Source organism: Bartonella krasnovii (assembly GCF_003606345.3).
GTDB classification, from domain to species: domain Bacteria; phylum Pseudomonadota; class Alphaproteobacteria; order Rhizobiales; family Rhizobiaceae; genus Bartonella; species Bartonella krasnovii.
In genome coordinates, this window is sequence record NZ_CP031844.2 from 602861 (window position 1) to 620960 (window position 18100).

General features: G+C 39.8%; 13 protein-coding genes and 3 tRNA genes. 15 read left to right on the plus strand and 1 reads right to left on the minus strand.

From position 1 onward, the window contains the following. Positions 1-158 precede the first annotated feature (158 nt). The 3 genes from D1092_RS02430 to D1092_RS02440 all read left to right on the plus strand — a co-directional run bounded on the left by D1092_RS02430 (position 159) and on the right by D1092_RS02440 (position 2365). A complete protein-coding gene (locus tag D1092_RS02430) occupies positions 159-557 on the plus strand; it encodes an NADH:ubiquinone oxidoreductase subunit NDUFA12 (RefSeq protein WP_120122034.1) in 399 nt (132 codons plus the stop codon). Positions 558-644: 87 nt separating this feature from the next. Next, entirely contained in the window at positions 645-1070 is a 426-nt protein-coding gene (locus D1092_RS02435) for a DUF2155 domain-containing protein (RefSeq protein ID WP_174767380.1), read from the plus strand. Positions 1071-1633: 563 nt separating this feature from the next. Beyond that, entirely contained in the window at positions 1634-2365 is a 732-nt protein-coding gene (locus D1092_RS02440; protein ID WP_120122037.1) for a rhomboid family intramembrane serine protease, read from the plus strand. Here the strand turns inward: D1092_RS02440 and D1092_RS02445 are convergent. Beyond that, positions 2362-3192 carry a TrmH family RNA methyltransferase gene (locus D1092_RS02445; RefSeq protein WP_120122038.1) on the minus strand — a complete coding sequence of 277 codons (831 nt, stop codon included), beginning with the start codon at positions 3190-3192 and terminating at the stop codon, positions 2362-2364. The two genes, D1092_RS02440 and D1092_RS02445, sit on opposite strands and share 4 nt — an antisense overlap. Before the next feature lie 205 nt (positions 3193-3397). Here D1092_RS02445 and D1092_RS02450 point away from each other — a divergent pair. From D1092_RS02450 to rpoC, 12 genes are all read left to right on the plus strand, one after another. Further along, positions 3398-3481: transfer RNA gene (locus D1092_RS02450), tRNA-Tyr, on the plus strand. 31 nt (positions 3482-3512) lie between these two features. After that, a tRNA-Gly gene (locus D1092_RS02455) sits at positions 3513-3586 on the plus strand. Between the two features lie 179 nt (positions 3587-3765). Further along, a complete protein-coding gene (gene tuf, locus D1092_RS02460; protein ID WP_120122039.1) occupies positions 3766-4941 on the plus strand; it encodes an elongation factor Tu in 1176 nt (391 codons plus the stop codon). Positions 4942-4988: 47 nt separating this feature from the next. Continuing rightward, a tRNA-Trp gene (locus D1092_RS02465) sits at positions 4989-5064 on the plus strand. Between the two features lie 240 nt (positions 5065-5304). Next, a complete protein-coding gene (gene secE / locus D1092_RS02470) occupies positions 5305-5523 on the plus strand; it encodes a preprotein translocase subunit SecE (RefSeq protein ID WP_120122040.1) in 219 nt (72 codons plus the stop codon). 20 nt (positions 5524-5543) lie between these two features. Further along, the gene (gene nusG, locus D1092_RS02475) at positions 5544-6074 is read left to right on the plus strand and encodes a transcription termination/antitermination protein NusG (RefSeq protein WP_005773664.1); all 531 of its coding nucleotides are present in this window, start codon (positions 5544-5546) and stop codon (positions 6072-6074) included. Positions 6075-6223: 149 nt separating this feature from the next. Next, entirely contained in the window at positions 6224-6652 is a 429-nt protein-coding gene (gene rplK, locus D1092_RS02480; protein WP_120122041.1) for a 50S ribosomal protein L11, read from the plus strand. A 4-nt stretch (positions 6653-6656) separates the two neighbouring features. Beyond that, positions 6657-7361 (plus strand): 50S ribosomal protein L1, encoded by a 705-nt coding sequence (rplA, locus tag D1092_RS02485; RefSeq protein WP_120122042.1) that lies wholly within the window; start codon positions 6657-6659, stop codon positions 7359-7361. A 358-nt stretch (positions 7362-7719) separates the two neighbouring features. Continuing rightward, positions 7720-8238, plus strand: coding sequence for a 50S ribosomal protein L10 (gene rplJ, locus D1092_RS02490; protein WP_120122043.1), 519 nt, complete (start codon positions 7720-7722; stop codon positions 8236-8238). Positions 8239-8337: 99 nt separating this feature from the next. Beyond that, positions 8338-8709: a 50S ribosomal protein L7/L12 gene (gene rplL / locus D1092_RS02495; protein ID WP_012231477.1), complete on the plus strand. Its 372-nt coding sequence runs from the start codon at positions 8338-8340 to the stop codon at positions 8707-8709. Positions 8710-8996: 287 nt separating this feature from the next. Further along, on the plus strand, positions 8997-13148 hold the full coding sequence (gene rpoB / locus D1092_RS02500) for a DNA-directed RNA polymerase subunit beta (protein ID WP_120122044.1): 4152 nt from the start codon (positions 8997-8999) through the stop codon (positions 13146-13148). Between the two features lie 171 nt (positions 13149-13319). Then, positions 13320-17531, plus strand: coding sequence for a DNA-directed RNA polymerase subunit beta' (gene rpoC, locus D1092_RS02505; protein WP_120122045.1), 4212 nt, complete (start codon positions 13320-13322; stop codon positions 17529-17531). Positions 17532-18100 lie beyond the last annotated feature (569 nt).

Here is an 18100-nt window from a genome sequence, read left to right on the forward strand (position 1 = left end):
TATAAATATGATATCTTCTCGAAATTAAGGGATGAAAAATTATCCTATCAATTGGAGTTATGTCTGAATTTACCAGAAAATTTTTCGGTAATTTAAAGCATTAACAAGTTTATTCCAGCGATTGATTTCATGAGAATACTGAAGAAATGGAATAGAAAATGGCTCGTTTTTTTAAGCAAATCTTTACCTGGTGGAATGGTAATACCGTGGGTACGCATTTTTTCACATGGCGTAAAGGTAAGCAGATAGGGAAAGACCAATTTGGCAATATATATTATGAAGGAGGACTTCATAAGGATGGTTACCCACACCGTTGGGTTATTTATAAAGACTATTCTGAACCTTCTACTATTCCACCAGGTTGGCATGGTTGGATTCATCATCGCTGTGAGTGTCCTCCGACACAGGAGGATTATCATCCCTATGAATGGGAAAAGCCGCACGTTGCAAATATGACAGGAACAAGTGAGGCCTATCGACCAAAGGGAGCTATTCCTTACAATGATGAGAGTCCTTGTGTATGTGAAGATTATGATGCGTGGTCACCTAAAAAATAAAATGTTTTAGTGAGCGCGTGTATTTTTATCTTTTTGGCTCTACGTTATAACAAGAGTTGTTTTTAGGGTGCGGTTGGTTTTGATATGATGAGGTTTTCTTTATTGTTAGGGTTGAGGCATTTTATATATATTTTTTTAATGGGAATTTTAGTGCTTTTATCCTTAAATAGTGGGGGGCGGGCTGAGCGTATTAGCAATGGAATTGCTGTATTTGCAGGTCTTGATAAAATCACAGGTCGGACGACGCGTTTTGAAGTTTCTCTTGGTGAAGTTTATCTGTATGGTGCATTACAGGTAATACCTCGTGCTTGTTATACGAGCTCTAAAGATGAACCAACGCGTACAACAGGTTTTGTTGAAGTCAATGAAATAACATTGGATAAAAAAATACGGCGTATTTTCACAGGCTGGATGTTTGCAGATAGTCCTGGTTTGAACGCTGTTGAGCATCCTATTTATGATGTGTGGTTAAAAGATTGTAAGCAGAGTTCTCAAAATCTGCCTCCTCAGTAATAATGTGTTATCTATTTGTAGTAAATTGACCTATAAGAACTATTTATCATTTTAAAATTTGAATGAGAGGTTCAAATTTTTATGATTTTCTCATTGCAAGCTTTCTTATATTGAAGCGATTAAAACGATTGCCTTATTCGTTATAAGTGGCGGGCGTGTGGATAAGACTATTTAAAAAGGAATAAAGTTTTAATTGAAGTATAGTGTGATTAAAAAAATGCAAAAATTGATATATCTCTGACAAAAGCAATATATGTATTTAATATTTTTACGATAAAGTGCCTCATAAGAGAGCTTGTTTATTCATAAGCCCTTACATATAGCATGATAAACTACACATTTGCAATAAGCAGGATATCACTCATTTTATAAATTATATTTTTTAAAATATCCATGCTTTTCAAAATCTTTTGTATAAAAGACGGGTGGTTTTTATGGTGAGCTGTTGAAAATTTAAAAAGGAAGCTTGAAGAAGTGTTAAAAAATTCCGTATCATTGGGAATGGTATCTTTATTTTTTATAAAGAATAACCAGTTTTTCTGAAAAAGAAGAGATTTTATCCGATGAAAGTTTCTTATCATCCATATAAGAATGTTTCCCGATTGCCGAGACAACCTAAAGAACCTTTATTGAATGTTCCCTTTATTATTGTTGTCTTGATCGTATTTTGTTTGTGTCTTTATTGCATCCCTCAGTATTTTTTTTCCCATCAGCTTTATATTGAAAGTCTTGAATTTTTTTCATTTACACCAGCATTGTTTAAGACGGATCCTATCGCATTTTTTTATACTGTGGTGAGTTATTCATTTATGCATGGTAGTTTTAAACATGTTGCTCTTAATATGATTTGGCTTTTGGTTTTTGGTTCTCCTTTAGTAAGGCATTTTGGTGTTTTTCGTTTTTTGATTTTTTGGGTACTAATGGCAGTTATATCCGTTTTGACGTATTTTATATTTCATCAAGAAAGTATCATATCACTTGTTGGAGCATCAGGTGCTGTATCTGGAATGATGGGGGCTATTGCACGTTATGGTTTTCCCAACGGTTATTTAGGTATTAATGTGCAAAACGAAAAACCTTTGGGGAGTTTATTGTCCATCAAAAAAGCCCTTTGTTCCAAGAGCGTACTTATTTATATAAGTGTGTGGTTGGCGGCTGATTTTATCATAGGTATTTCTTCCGTTTTGTTTGAAGAAAATGGTATCTCAATAGCATGGGAAGCCCATATTGGCGGGTTTCTTACGGGTTTTTTATTGGTTGGCTTTTTTGATATTTCAAAAAAAATTAAAAGCTAAAATCTAAGATATTTATGTGTTATATAAAGTGCTATTGTTGCTGCATTTGAAACATTTAATGATTTAATATTTCCAGGCATATCAAGGCGAGCTAAAGCGCAAACTGTTTCACGCGTTTTTTTTCGTAAGCCTTTCCCTTCTGCACCTAAAACAAGAGCAATTTTATTCCCTGTTAATGTTGTTTCTAGAGGTTGATTCCCTTCTGAATCGAGGCCAAAGCTTGTAAATCCTGTTTGATGAAGTTCTTGAAGAGCCTCTGCGAGGTTTCTTACGGTGATATAATGAATCATTTCCAAAGCCCCTGATGCTGCTTTCGCAAGAACACCGCTTTCTTGGGGAGAATGACGGCAAGTGGTAATAAGTGCTTTAGCTTTAAATGCAACGGCAGAGCGCATAATAGCGCCAACATTATGTGGATCAGTAATTTGATCCATGACAATGACCAGATCAGTATTGGTTAGTTCCGATAGTTGGCATGGTTTGAGAGGAGAAGTTTCTAAAACAATCCCCTGATGAACAGCCTCACTTCCAACGAGCGAATCAAGATATTTGGGGGTACATAATGTAACAGGACAAGGATAATCTGATTCGGATATATTTAATCGCTTTAAGGCATTTTGTGTAACGTAAAGATATTTAAAAATTCTTTTTGGGTTTTTTAAAGCAGCCTGAACTGAATGAATGCCATAAAGATAGATTATTCCTTGCTGTAAAGAAGCGGTTTCCTTCTTCATATGAGTGGAAGGTCGAGAAGGAAAGCCTTGTGTATCGCGATATCGACGACGTAAACGAGCATAATGAGAATTTTGTGATGTTTTTTCTTTCATAACTTCTTTATAGCGTTTTAATAAGAAAAATAGCTAGAAAAAATCTATGATTTAAGGTTATGAGCAGGAAATTTGTACAGAATTGTATTTATTCTGTTGACAGATACAATCGTAATCGTCATAACCACTTCGCAATCAGATTGAATTGAATGGGTGTTCAAGATGATTGTCGTGATGCCTCATCGCGCGACTTTGCCGGTGTAATGGAGGGGTGCCCGAGTGGTTAAAGGGGGCGGACTGTAAATCCGTTGCGTATGCTACGTTGGTTCGAATCCAACCCCCTCCACCATTCATCGAAGGAGAGTTAGTACGTGGGTCAAGCGGGTATAGCTCAATGGTAGAGCAGCAGCCTTCCAAGCTGAATACGCGGGTTCGATTCCCGCTACCCGCTCCAGATGGTTGTTGATGATTAGGCAAGTAGGTGTAATGGAGGATATTCCATTATTAAAGTGGGCGGGGTTTTCCGCCTAAGAGTTGTGGTGATTGGGCTGGTATATGGTCCAGTTGAATTCAGTTCTGCAGGCCTGTTTCTAGGTGCTAACAAAGACAGAGAATAAAAAGAGATTAATAGCGATGGCGAAGAGCAAATTTGAACGTACAAAACCGCATGTTAATATTGGTACGATTGGTCACGTTGATCATGGGAAGACTTCGTTGACAGCAGCGATTACGAAATTTTTTGGTGAGTTTAAAGCATATGATCAAATTGATGCAGCACCAGAAGAGCGTGCCCGTGGTATTACCATTTCTACGGCACACGTTGAGTATGAAACGGAGAATCGTCACTATGCCCACGTTGATTGTCCTGGACACGCAGATTACGTGAAAAATATGATCACAGGGGCAGCGCAGATGGATGGTGCTATTCTGGTTGTTTCTGCGGCTGATGGTCCCATGCCTCAGACCCGTGAGCACATTTTGCTTGCTCGTCAGGTTGGTGTTCCAGCAATTGTTGTTTTTCTTAATAAAGTTGATCAGGTTGATGATGCAGAGCTTTTGGAGCTTGTAGAGCTTGAGGTTCGCGAGCTTTTATCGAAATATGATTTTCCAGGAGATGAAATCCCGATTGTAAAAGGTTCTGCGTTAGCAGCCCTTGAGGATAAGGATAAAAGCATAGGTGAAGATGCTGTTCGTCTTTTAATGAGTGAGGTTGATAATTATATTCCAACCCCTGAGCGTCCTGTTGATCAGCCATTTTTGATGCCGATAGAAGATGTATTTTCGATTTCGGGACGTGGAACGGTTGTTACGGGTCGTGTTGAGCGTGGTATTATTAAAGTTGGCGAGGAAATTGAGATTATTGGTATTCGTCCAACATCTAAGACGACGGTCACGGGTGTTGAAATGTTCCGCAAGCTTTTAGATCAAGGACAAGCGGGTGATAATATTGGTGCATTGCTTCGTGGTGTTGATCGTGAAGGAATTGAGCGTGGACAGGTTTTGGCGAAGCCTGGTTCTGTTACTCCCCATACGAGATTTAAAGCAGAGGCTTACATTTTAACGAAAGATGAAGGAGGTCGTCATACGCCTTTTTTCACGAATTATCGTCCTCAGTTTTATTTTCGTACCACAGATGTTACGGGTATTGTGACGCTTCCAGAAGGAACGGAAATGGTTATGCCAGGGGATAATGTTGCGATGGATGTGTCGCTGATTGTCCCGATAGCAATGGAAGAGAAGCTTCGTTTTGCTATTCGTGAAGGTGGTCGTACTGTTGGTGCCGGTATCGTTTCTAAAATCATTGAGTAAATAATGGTTATTGAAAGGTTACTAAAGGTGTTTTAGTTTTGAGAGTTAGGGGTATAGCTCAGTTGGTAGAGCGGCGGTCTCCAAAACCGCAGGTCGCGGGTTCAAGTCCTGCTGCCCCTGCCAAAGGGGAATAGAATTTTAGATGTTAGGGGAGCGAATCTTACTGTCTTTTTCGCTTTTTTTTATCTGGGGCTTGTTTTTTTGTGAGTGAAACGCTATTGAATAAGAAGTAGAAAAATTGCATCAGTCTGGAAGTTGGCTTTTGCGTTTCTTTATATTTATTTTGTTGCATAAAACACAATAGAACTAAATAAAACATAATAGAACTAAAAGTGAGTATAATAGGGCTAGAGAGAGTATAGTGTGACGAAGGTATCTAAAACAAATCCAATTACCTTTTTGAAGCAGGTTTATGCAGAAACAGTCAAAGTAAAGTGGCCTACGCGTCGTGAGACAGTTATCTCTACTGTTATGGTTTTGTTGGTAACGGCATTAGCTTCAGCTTTCTTTTTTATTGTGGATCAGATTATGCATTTTGGTGTTTGGCGGGTTATTGATCTTCTGAAATATCTTTTTAGTTGAGAATGTGAGGAAGTGTGACTGTGGCTGCTCGTTGGTATATTGTTCAGGCATATTCAAATTTTGAAAAGAAAGTAGCGGAAGCTATTGATAAGGAGGCAAAGCAAAAAGGACTCGACCATCTATTTGAGAAGATTTTTGTTCCAACGGAGCGTGTTGTAGAAGTTCGTCGTGGACGCAAAGTTGATACTGAACGGAAATTTTTTCCTGGTTATGTTCTTGTTCGTGCTGAATTAACAGATGAGGTTTATCATCTTATTAAGAATACGCCTAAAGTGACAGGTTTTTTAGGATCAGATGCACGTCCTGTTCCCATTTCTGATCGAGAGGTTGAGCAAATTCTTAAGCAAGTTCAGGAAGGGGTTGAATCTCCAAAGTCTTCTGTGTTGTTTGAGGTTGGAGAGCAAGTTCGCGTTGCTGATGGTCCTTTTGTTTCGTTTAATGGAATTGTTCAAGAGGTTGAAGAAGAGCGCTCTCGTCTTAAGGTTGAGGTGCTCATTTTTGGGCGTCCTACGCCTGTTGATTTGGAATTTGGTCAGGTTGAAAAACTCTGATTAAACTTAGAGTAGTTTTGATTACTTTAAGGAAGGAGTGGGAGGTGATTTATGGCTTTTGTCGGCTTAATGATCCGAACCACATGACTGCAGCGGGTAGCAAGCAAGATAAATTGTTAGTATCCCGGTGAAATTAAAGGCAGATTATTATGGCAAAAAAAAGTATAGGTCAACTCAAGTTGCAGGTTCCTGCAGGGGCTGCTACTCCATCTCCACCGATTGGTCCAGCTCTTGGGCAACGTGGTATTAATATCATGGAATTTTGTAAGGCGTTTAATGCGGCGACGCAAGAAATGGAAAAGGGCGCACCAATTCCAGTTGTTATTACGTATTACCAAGATAAGTCTTTCACGTTTTCTCTCAAGACACCTCCTGTGTCGTTCTTTTTAAAGAAGGAAGCACAACTAAAATCTGGTTCAAAAGAGCCTGGTAAAGTGTCTGTAGGGAGCATCTCTCGCGATAAAATTCGTTTGATTGCGGAATCAAAGATGAAAGATCTTAATGCGAATGACATTGAGGCAGCAATGCGTATGGTTGAAGGTTCTGCACGCTCAATGGGCTTAGAAGTGGTGGGCTAATATTATGGCAAAAGTAGCAAAGAGAATAAAAAATATCCGAAAAGATATTGATTTTAATGAACTTTACGCTTTAAAAGATGCTGTTTCAATGGTTAAGGAGCGTGCCGTAGCTAAGTTTGATGAAACAATTGAAATTTCAATGAATTTGGGTGTTGATCCCCGTCATGCTGATCAGATGGTTCGAGGTGTTGCTCATTTGCCGAATGGCACGGGACGAAATATTCGTGTTGCCGTTTTTGCTCGTGGAGATAAGGCCGAGGAGGCTAAGGCAGCTGGAGCTGATATTGTGGGTTCAGAGGATTTGTTTGAAAACATTAATGGGGGGGTGATTAACTTTGATCGTTGTATTGCAACACCAGATATGATGCCTCTCGTTGGTCGTCTTGGTAAGATTCTTGGTCCGCGGAGTTTGATGCCAAATCCAAAAGTTGGGACTGTAACACTTGATGTTGCCGGTGCTGTCAAAGCTTCTAAAGGTGGTGCTGTCGAGTTTCGCGTTGAAAAAGCTGGTATTGTGCATGCTGGTATTGGAAAAGCTTCTTTTGACGTTGAAAAAATTGTAGAAAATATTAAAGCCTTTGCAAATGCAGTTATTAAAGCCAAACCGCAAGGTGCAAAAGGTGAGTATATTAAGCGCGTTGCTGTTTCTTCAACAATGGGGGTTGGTGTTAAAGTTGATCCAGCAACGGTTCGTTCAGAGTCAGTATAGCTTATTGATAATTTTTTTGAGGTAAGTGACGATCAAAATTATATTTTAAATGTCGGTTTTGTCCGGCATTTAGCCATCTAAGCTTTATAGAGCTTAGGTTATACCGGAAGAAATTCCGGAATATCCTGTCCGAGATTGTAGGTGATGTTTTAAGCATCTTAATCGAAAAAAAAGCCTGTATGAGACTGGGGTAAAAAACTGAGAGTTAAAAGACTTAAAGGGTTTGAGCCAAGGTTGCCTTTGAACGCTGTGCGTGAAAAAGGGGACAGGATCCTCATCGGTAACATGAAGTATTTTATGTTATCAAAGGTAACCAACAGATTTATTTAAAAATAAATCTGTTAAATGGAGAGAGACAGTGAATAGAGCGGAAAAACGCGAATTTGTTACATGGCTTAACGAGGCTTTTCAAAAGTCTGGTTCTGTTGTTGTTGCACATTATTCCGGTCTGACAGTTTCACAGATGAACGATTTACGTTCGAAAATGGGTGAAGCTGGAGGTGCCGTTAAAGTCGCCAAAAACCGTCTTGCTAAAATCGCTCTTCAGGGCACGGAATCTGAATCGATAATGGGTTTGTTTTCAGGACAAACACTTATTGCTTATTCAGAAGATCCGATCACAGCACCGAAGGTTGCTGTTGATTTTGCAAAAAGCAATGACAAATTTGTCATCCTTGGCGGTTCAATGGGGGCAACAAGTTTAACTGTAGATGCTGTGAAGTCATTGGCTTCATTGCCTTCATTAAACGAATTGCGGGCAAAACTTGTAGGTATGATTTCTACTCCTGCAACCCGTATTGCACAGGTTGTTAATGCACCTGGTGGACAGGTTGCACGTGTCATTAGCGCATATGCTCAGGAGGATAAGGCGGCTTAAGGCTGTTTATTCACGTTGATGGAAGAGCTTTAATGCTTTTCTGTTTTTTTGAATAAGTTTTAATAATGGTTCAAATCTTTTAATTAAAGGAATTTAAAAATGGCTGATCTAGCGAAGATCGTAGAAGACCTTTCTAATCTAACTCTTTTAGAAGCTGCTGAGCTTTCTAAGTTACTTGAAGAAAAGTGGGGCGTTTCGGCTGCTGCTCCTGTAGCTGTCGCAGCTGTTGCTGGTGCTGCTGCTCCAGCTGCTGAAGAAAAAACAGAATTTGATGTTATTCTTGTTGAAGGTGGCGCGCAAAAAATTAATGTTATTAAGGAAGTTCGTGCTCTTACTGGACTTGGTCTTAAAGAAGCGAAAGATCTGGTTGAAGGAGCTCCTAAGCCTATTAAAGAAGGTGCTTCTAAAGAAGAAGCAGAGAAAATTAAATCTCAACTTGAAGCTGCTGGTGCTAAAGTTGAACTTAAATAAAATTAATTTTATCGGCGAACATAAATGTTCGCCGATTTTCTTTCTCTAAAAAGAGGAAAAGTAATGAGTAAAAAAACCTTTTGCCAAAGGTTTAATCGCAATAGTGGGTATAGGGTTTGGCTACTCATCCCTTATCATAGAGTCAAGTCAATGGAAGGCTTGTTTTGGTAGGGGAAGTTAATGATGCTCATTATTGGGTATCAAGTGAACTGGTCTGCATATGCAGGTTAATGATATAAGGCTTTCAAGGTTGGTCTACCTTGAAGAGTAAGAATCAAGGAGCGACGATGGCTCAGACTCACGCAATGATGTCTCAATTCAATGGTCGTAAGCGGGTACGCAAATTTTTCGGTAAGATTCCTGAAGTGGCAGAGATGCCGAATCTTATTGAGGTTCAAAAAGCGTCATATGATCAGTTTCTCATGATTGAGGAACCGAAAGGTGGACGACCAGATGAAGGTTTGCAAGCTGTTTTTAAATCGGTATTTCCTATTTCCGATTTTTCCGGTACAGCTATGCTTGAGTTTGTTGGTTATGAATTTGATTTACCAAAATTTGATGTGGAAGAATGTCGTCAACGTGATTTAACTTATGCAGCTCCATTAAAGGTGATATTGCGTTTGATTGTTTTTGATGTTGATGAGGATACTGGCTCCAAAGATATCAAAGACATTAAAGAGCAGGGCGTTTATATGGGCGATATGCCTTTAATGACCGCCAATGGTACCTTTATTGTTAATGGTACGGAGCGTGTTATTGTTTCTCAGATGCACCGTTCTCCTGGTGTCTTTTTTGATCATGATAAGGGCAAGTCCCATTCATCGGGAAAACTTCTTTTTGCTGCTCGTGTTATTCCATATCGTGGTTCTTGGCTGGATATTGAATTTGATGCTAAGGACATCATCTATGCGCGTATTGATCGGCGGCGCAAAATACCTGTTACCAGTCTGTTAATGGCATTAGGTATGGATGCCTCAGACATTTTATCGACATTTTATGATAAAGTGACTTATGAGCGTGATGGAGAAGGGTGGCGTGTTCCTTATTCTGTTGATCGCTTTAAAGGAATGAAGCTCATTTCTGACCTTATAGATGCAGATAGTGGTGAAGTTGTTGCGGAAGCTGGGAAAAAACTAACAGTTCGTACTGCGAAGTCTTTAGCAGAAAAAGGCCTCAAGTCGGTTAAAGTTAGTGAAGATGATTTATTAGGGTGTTATCTCGCTGAAGATATCGTCAATTACGAGACAGGTGAGATTTACCTTGAAGCTGGTGATGAAATTGACGAAAAAGTATTAAAGATTTTGCTTGATGTTAGTGCTGATCAAATCAATATTCTTGATATTGATCATATGAATATTGGCGCCTATATCCGCAATACTTTAAAAGTGGATAAAAATGAAAGTCGACAGGATGCATTATTTGATATTTACCGAGTGATGCGTCCAGGTGAGCCCCCAACAATTGATACAGCGGAAGCAATGTTTCATTCATTGTTTTTTGATCCAGAGCGTTATGATCTTTCAGCTGTTGGACGTGTTAAGATGAATTTGCGTATGGATCTTGATTGTCCAGATACCGTTCGCGTTTTACGTCAAGAGGATATTCTTGCTGTTGTTAAGATGTTGGTTGAATTGCGTGATGGTCGTGGTGAAATTGATGATATTGATAATCTCGGTAATCGTCGTGTTCGTTCCGTTGGGGAGTTGATGGAGAATCAATATCGCATTGGTTTGCTGCGCATGGAGCGTGCGATAAAAGAACGTATGTCATCAGTTGAAATTGATACAGTTATGCCGCAGGATTTAATCAATGCAAAACCTGCTGCTGCAGCTGTTCGCGAGTTTTTTGGGTCTTCACAGTTGTCGCAATTTATGGATCAAACCAATCCTTTGTCAGAAATCACCCATAAGCGTCGCCTTTCTGCTCTTGGTCCAGGGGGATTGACTCGTGAGCGTGCGGGGTTTGAAGTTCGTGACGTCCATCCTACGCATTATGGTCGTATTTGTCCGATTGAAACACCAGAAGGCCCTAATATCGGTCTTATTAACTCCTTAGCAACATTTGCACGGGTTAACAAGTATGGCTTTATTGAAAGCCCATATCGTAAAATTATTGATGGTAAAGTCACCAAAGAAGTTATTTATCTTTCAGCGATGGAAGAAGCAAAGCATTATGTTGCTCAAGCGAACTCTTCATTAGATAGTGAAGGCCGTTTTATAGAAGAGTTTGTTGTTTGCCGTCATGCTGGTGAAGTTTTAATGGCGCCGCGCGATCATGTTGATTTAATGGATGTTTCACCAAAACAGTTGGTTTCTGTGGCAGCCGCACTAATTCCGTTTTTGGAAAATGATGATGCGAATCGTGCGCTTATGGGATCGAACATGCAACGTCAGGCAGTTCCTCTTGTGCGCGCTGAAGCGCCATTTGTTGGGACGGGGATGGAGTCCGTTGTTGCCCGCGATTCAGGAGCTGCGGTGAGCGCAAAACGGAGTGGTATTGTTGATCAAGTCGATGCGACCCGTATTGTTATTCGTGCAACAGAAGATTTAGATCCTTCAAAATCAGGCGTTGATATTTATCGTTTACAAAAATTTCAGCGTTCTAATCAGTCCACTTGTATTAATCAGCGGCCTCTTGTACATGTTGGTGATCGGGTAGAAAAGGGTGATATCATTGCAGATGGGCCATCTACAGATCTTGGTGATTTAGCTCTTGGTCGGAATGTTCTTGTCGCCTTTATGCCTTGGAATGGATATAACTACGAAGATTCCATTTTGTTGTCTGAGCGCATTGTTGCAGATGATGTGTTTACTTCAATTCATATTGAGGAGTTTGAAGTTGCTGCACGTGATACAAAACTTGGTCCAGAGGAAATTACCCGCGATATTCCAAATGTTGCAGAAGAAGCATTAAGGAATCTTGACGAAGCTGGCATTATTTATATTGGTGCTGAAGTTCAACCAGGTGATATTTTGGTTGGCAAGATTACACCAAAGGGTGAAAGTCCCATGACGCCGGAAGAAAAGCTTCTGCGTGCAATTTTTGGTGAAAAGGCATCAGATGTTCGCGACACTTCTATGCGTATGCCTCCTGGAACGTTTGGTACTGTTGTTGAGGTTCGCGTTTTTAATCGCCATGGAGTGGAAAAAGATGAGCGTGCTATGGCAATTGAACGTGAAGAAATTGAGCGTTTAGCAAAAGATCGTGATGATGAACAGTCGATTCTTGATCGCAATGTTTATGCGCGTCTTACTGATATGTTAACAGGTAAAGTCGCTGTAGAAGGTCCGAAAGGCTTTTCGGAGAGCAAAAAGCTTGATAGTACGGTAATGGGGCATTATCCACGTTCGCAGTGGTGGCAATTTGCTGTTGAGGATGAAAAGCTTCAAAATGAAATTGAAGCTTTGCGCAAGCAATATGATGAATCAAAAGAAGCATTACAACGTCGCTTTATGGATAAAGTTGAAAAGGTCCAAAGAGGTGATGAAATGCCTCCTGGTGTCATGAAAATGGTAAAGGTTTTTGTGGCTGTGAAGCGCAAAATCCAACCGGGTGATAAGATGGCGGGACGTCACGGAAATAAGGGGGTTGTCTCACGTATTCTGCCCGTAGAAGATATGCCATTTCTTGAAGATGGGACGCATGCAGATATTGTTTTAAATCCACTTGGTGTGCCGAGTCGTATGAATGTTGGTCAAATTCTTGAGACGCACCTTGGTTGGGCATGTGCCGGGATGGGTAAAAAGATTGGTGATTTGTTAGAATTATATCAAGAGACTGGTGATATACTTCCTTTACGTCAACGTATTGAAAGTCTTATGCCTGATGATAATCATAACGAACCTGTGCGTCAGTATGATAACGAAAGTCTTTACAAGTTGGCACTTCAGATGAAGAAAGGGGTTTCAATTGCAACGCCTGTTTTTGATGGAGCCCATGAGTCTGATATCAATATGATGCTGGAAGATGCTGGTCTAGATAGTTCAGGGCAGGTTACGCTTTATGATGGTCGTACGGGAGAGCCCTTTGATCGGCCAGTAACGGTAGGGTATATTTACATGTTGAAATTGCACCATCTTGTTGATGATAAGATTCATGCACGTTCTATTGGTCCCTACTCACTTGTTACGCAGCAGCCATTGGGAGGTAAGGCACAGTTTGGTGGTCAACGTTTTGGTGAAATGGAGGTTTGGGCTCTTGAAGCTTATGGTGCAGCATATACTTTGCAGGAGATGTTGACAGTAAAATCGGATGATGTCGCTGGTCGGACGAAAGTCTATGAAGCGATTGTACGTGGTGATGATACATTTGAAGCTGGGATACCTGAGAGCTTTAATGTGTTGGTTAAAGAAATGCGTTCACTCGCTCTTAATGTAGAGCTTGATGATGCGCGTGAACTTATTGCACAGCGTGTTTTATCTGATACGCCAGAACAATAATCCAAGAAGCGCACGAGAAAAAGGTTGCGCTCTGATTACTTTAAGAAGGCTCAATAAGCTTATTTAGAGTCATACAGATCATTTTTAAAAGTAAATGTATTTTTAAGAGGATCTGTTATAAAATGAATGAGATATTAAAACAGGTTCTAAGAATCTTTGAAGGAGAACGGCATGAACCACGAGGTCATGAATCTTTTCAATCCTCAAGCGCCAGCGCAAACATTTGACTCTATTCGTATTTCGATTGCGAGTCCTGAGAAAATTTTGTCTTGGTCGTATGGTGAGATTAAGAAGCCTGAGACTATTAATTATCGGACTTTTAAACCAGAGCGTGATGGTCTTTTTTGTGCACGTATATTTGGCCCGATTAAAGATTATGAATGTTTATGCGGTAAATACAAACGCATGAAATATAAGGGGATTATTTGTGAAAAATGTGGTGTGGAAGTTACTCTTTCGCGTGTACGTCGTGAACGTATGGGGCACATTGAGCTTGCAGCACCTGTTGCGCATATATGGTTTCTTAAATCGTTACCAGGCCGTATTTCTACACTTTTAGATTTGACTTTAAAAGATATTGAGCGTGTTCTTTATTTTGAAAATTATATTGTAACCGAACCAGGGTTGACCTCTCTTAAACTCCATCAGCTGCTTTCTGAAGAAGAATATATGCTTGCGATTGATGAGTTTGGAGAAGATCAGTTTACAGCGATGATTGGCGCTGAAGCTATTTACGAGCTTTTAGCGAGTATGGAACTCGATAAGATCGCTAATGATTTGCGCCTTGAGTTGTCTGAGACAACTTCGGAATTAAAGCAAAAAAAGTTGATTAAGCGGCTTAAGATCGTTGAAAATTTTCTTGAATCTGGGAATAAACCAGAGTGGATGATTATGAAAACAATTCCAGTCATTCCACCGGATTTACGTCCATTGGTTCCACTTGATGGTGGACGTTTTGCGACGTCAGATCTCAATGATCTTTATCGGCGCGTTATCAATCGTAATAACCGTTTGAAACGGCTGATTGAATTGCGTGCTCCTGGGATTATTGTACGTAATGAAAAACGTATGGTGCAAGAAGCTGTTGATGCATTGTTTGATAATGGACGACGTGGGCGTGTGATTACGGGGGCCAATAAACGTCCATTAAAATCTCTTTCAGATATGTTAAAGGGTAAGCAAGGCCGTTTCCGTCAAAACCTGCTTGGAAAGCGTGTTGATTACTCGGGCCGTTCTGTTATTGTGACAGGTCCTGAATTAAAATTACATCAATGCGGTTTGCCTAAAAAAATGGCCCTTGAATTATTTAAGCCCTTTATTTATGCGCGGCTTGATGCAAAAGGATATTCTTCGACTGTAAAACAAGCAAAAAAGCTTGTTGAAAAAGAGCATCCAGAAGTTTGGGATATCTTAGATGAGGTTATTCGTGAACATCCTGTTTTACTCAATCGTGCGCCAACATTGCACCGTTTAGGAATTCAGGCTTTTGAACCTGTCTTGATTGAAGGAAAAGCTATCCAGCTTCATCCATTGGTATGTACTGCTTTTAATGCCGATTTTGATGGTGATCAAATGGCGGTTCACGTTCCTCTTTCTCTTGAAGCACAGCTTGAAGCTCGTGTTTTGATGATGTCAACCAATAACATTCTTCATCCAGCTAATGGTGCCCCGATTATTGTTCCCTCACAGGATATGGTTCTTGGTCTTTACTATCTTTCGATTGTTTCTGAAAAAGAACCCGGTGAGGGAATGGCTTTTTCTGATATAGGTGAGCTTCATTATGCCCTGGAAAATAAGGTTGTAACGCTTCATACGAAGATTAAAGGCCGTGTTAAAAATATTGGCAAGGATGGAAAAGAAGTTGCTAAACTTTATGATACGACACCTGGTCGTTTAATTATCGGTGAGCTTTTGCCCAAAAATCCTAATATCTCATTTGATATTGTCAATCAAGAAATGACAAAAAAGAATATTTCTAAAATGATTGATCATGTTTATCGCCACTGTGGACAAAAAGAGACGGTTATTTTTTGTGACCGTATTATGCAGCTTGGTTTTTCTTATGCTTGTCGTGCAGGAATTTCATTCGGGAAGGATGATATGGTCATTCCTGATAGCAAGTCACGTTTGGTTGCGGAAACAGAAGCTTTGGCGAAGGAATACGAACAGCAATATAATGATGGTTTGATTACACAAGGTGAAAAATACAATAAGGTTGTAGATGCTTGGGGTAAATGTACAGACCGTGTTGCGGATGAAATGATGAAACGAATTCAAGCCGTTGATTTTGATCCTAAAACCGGTCGTCAACGGCCCATGAATTCAATCTATATGATGTCGCATTCTGGGGCTCGTGGTTCAGCTAACCAGATGAGACAATTGGCTGGTATGCGTGGATTAATGGCAAAACCATCGGGTGAAATTATTGAAACACCTATTATTTCAAATTTTAAGGAAGGTCTAACTGTTAACGAATACTTTAACTCTACACATGGTGCGCGTAAAGGCCTCGCTGATACTGCGTTAAAAACGGCAAACTCTGGTTATCTCACACGGCGTCTTGTTGATGTTGCACAGGATGCTATTATTTCAGCCGTTGATTGTGGTACAGCAAAAGGGCTTACGATGCAGCCAATTGTTGATGCAGGACAAATTGTTGCCTCTCTTGGGCAAAGAATTCTTGGTCGTACAGCCCTTGTTGATATTTTACATCCTGTCTCTGGGGAGGTTATTCTTGAAGGTGGAGCGATGATTGAGGAGGCTGACGTTGCTAAGATTGAAGAAGCTGGAATTCAATCTGTTCAAATTCGTTCTGCTTTAACATGTGAAACACGTCTTGGTGTTTGTGCAAAATGCTATGGTCGTGATTTGGCGCGTGGAACACCGGTTAATCAGGGAGAAGCCGTTGGTGTTATTGCTGCTCAGTCAATTGGTGAGCCGGGAACGCAGCTTACGATGCGTACTTTCCACTTAGGAGGAACTGCACAGGTTGTTGATTCATCGTATTTAGAGGCATCTTATGAAGGTACGGTGGAGATTCGTAATCGCAATGTGGTTCGTAACTCTGAAGGTCATTTGGTTGTTATGGGGCGTAATATGGCTATCCTTATCAAGGATGAGTTAGGAAAAGAACGTGTTGTGCATCGTGTTAGCTATGGTGCGCATATTTTTGTTGATGATGGTGATATGGTTAAACGTGGACAGCGTATAGCAGAATGGGATCCTTATACACGTCCAGTTTTAACGGAAGTTGAAGGTTATGTAGGTTTTGAAGATATGGTTGATGGTTTATCAGTCACTGAAACAGCTGATGAATCTACAGGAATTACGAAACGTTTGGTGATTGATTGGCGTGCTAATCCACGTGGTGCGGAGCTCAAGCCAGCCATTATTATTCACGCCGATAAAGAAGGTAAGTCCATTGCTAAATTATATAAGGGAGGTGAAGCCCGTTATATGATGTCAGTAGAAACTATTCTTTCTGTTGAGCTTGGTGCTCATGTTAAAGCTGGTGATGTTATTGCTCGTTTGCCAATGGAAAGTGCCAAGACGAAAGATATTACAGGGGGGCTACCACGGGTGGCAGAGCTTTTTGAAGCGCGTCGTCCAAAGGATCATGCGATTATTGCTGAAGTCAGTGGTACAATTCGTTTTGGTCGTGGTTATAAGAATAAACGTCGTATTATCATTGAACCCAATGATGAAACTCTTGAGCCAGTAGAATATTTGATCCCAAAAGGTAAGTTATTTCACTTCCAAGAAGGTGATCAAATTGAGAAGGGTGATTATATCCTTGATGGTAATCCAGCCCCTCATGATATTTTAGCGATTAAGGGTGTTGAAGCTTTGGCATCTTACCTTGTTAATGAGATTCAGGAGGTTTATCGTTTGCAGGGGGTTCTTATCAATGACAAGCATATTGAAGTGATTGTTCGTCAAATGTTGCAAAAGGTTGAAATTACTGAATCTGGAGATTCTGGTTATATTCCAGGCGATAATGTTGATCGTATTGAACTTGATGAAATCAATGATAATTTGATTGCAGAAGGAAAGAAGCCTGCATCTGGTAATCCCATTCTTCTTGGAATTACAAAAGCTTCTCTTCAAACGCCTTCTTTCATTTCGGCGGCATCATTTCAGGAAACAACGCGCGTTCTTACTGAAGCGGCGGTTTCTGGCAAAATTGATACTTTGCAAGGGCTTAAAGAGAACGTTATTGTCGGTCGTCTTATTCCTGCTGGTACAGGTGGCACGATTTCTCAAATCCGTCGTATTGCTGCAGTTCGTGATGATTTGATTGTAGATGAGCAGCGTAAGTCTAGTAATAACGAAGTGGCCAAGGCTATGTTGACAAACATGACAGCCGAAACTGTTGCTGAATAATTTAAAGAAAAGTCACATAATATAAAAACGTCTGAATAGGAAGTTCAGACGTTTTTTTATCTCGAAATGTAGAAGCTATATATTCTCCTGAAAATATAATCATAGAAAATTAAATGATGCTTATCTTTTTTTATTGCTTCATTTTAAAGTTTTCTTATTTTTGAAGGCAGTATAGAAAATTCTTTTTAAGACATATGAAACCTAAAAGGCATATTTCAAAAAAAGAGAGAATTGTCTACAAGTAAAATCACGACTGACTTCGAATTTTAAAAATTTTTTTAATTGATATTTTCTGCAAGGATTTAAAAGATCTTATGATGAGAATTCATGTCTTTATATTTTAGGGAGTGGGAAAGTGGAGGATAGGATACTTACTAAAGTTTTATAAAAAAACAAGCGTATTTCTTATAACAATGTCGTCTATGAAGATAGAATGATAAAATGTACGAATATTATTCAATTAGGGAATTGACGCGTGGGTTTTCAATAACAGATCATATTTTTCTTTATTATAAAGAAGAAGGGCTTCTTATTCCTTTTCGGCGTGAAAATATGCGGCTTTATATACA

Bases quoted from the DNA above. Each gene is read 5' to 3' on its own strand.
- D1092_RS02440 (WP_120122037.1), top strand. From the start codon at position 1,634: ATGAAAGTTTCTTATCATCCATATAAGAATGTTTCCCGATTGCCGAGA.
- D1092_RS02430 (WP_120122034.1), top strand. From the start codon at position 159: ATGGCTCGTTTTTTTAAGCAAATCTTTACCTGGTGGAATGGTAATACC.
- tuf (WP_120122039.1), top strand. From the start codon at position 3,766: ATGGCGAAGAGCAAATTTGAACGTACAAAACCGCATGTTAATATTGGT.
- rpoC (WP_120122045.1), top strand. From the start codon at position 13,320: ATGAACCACGAGGTCATGAATCTTTTCAATCCTCAAGCGCCAGCGCAA.
- rplA (WP_120122042.1), top strand. From the start codon at position 6,657: ATGGCAAAAGTAGCAAAGAGAATAAAAAATATCCGAAAAGATATTGAT.
- rpoB (WP_120122044.1), top strand. From the start codon at position 8,997: ATGGCTCAGACTCACGCAATGATGTCTCAATTCAATGGTCGTAAGCGG.
- rplK (WP_120122041.1), top strand. From the start codon at position 6,224: ATGGCAAAAAAAAGTATAGGTCAACTCAAGTTGCAGGTTCCTGCAGGG.
- D1092_RS02435 (WP_174767380.1), top strand. From the start codon at position 645: ATGAGGTTTTCTTTATTGTTAGGGTTGAGGCATTTTATATATATTTTT.
- rplL (WP_012231477.1), top strand. From the start codon at position 8,338: ATGGCTGATCTAGCGAAGATCGTAGAAGACCTTTCTAATCTAACTCTT.
- D1092_RS02445 (WP_120122038.1), bottom strand. From the start codon at position 3,192: ATGAAAGAAAAAACATCACAAAATTCTCATTATGCTCGTTTACGTCGT.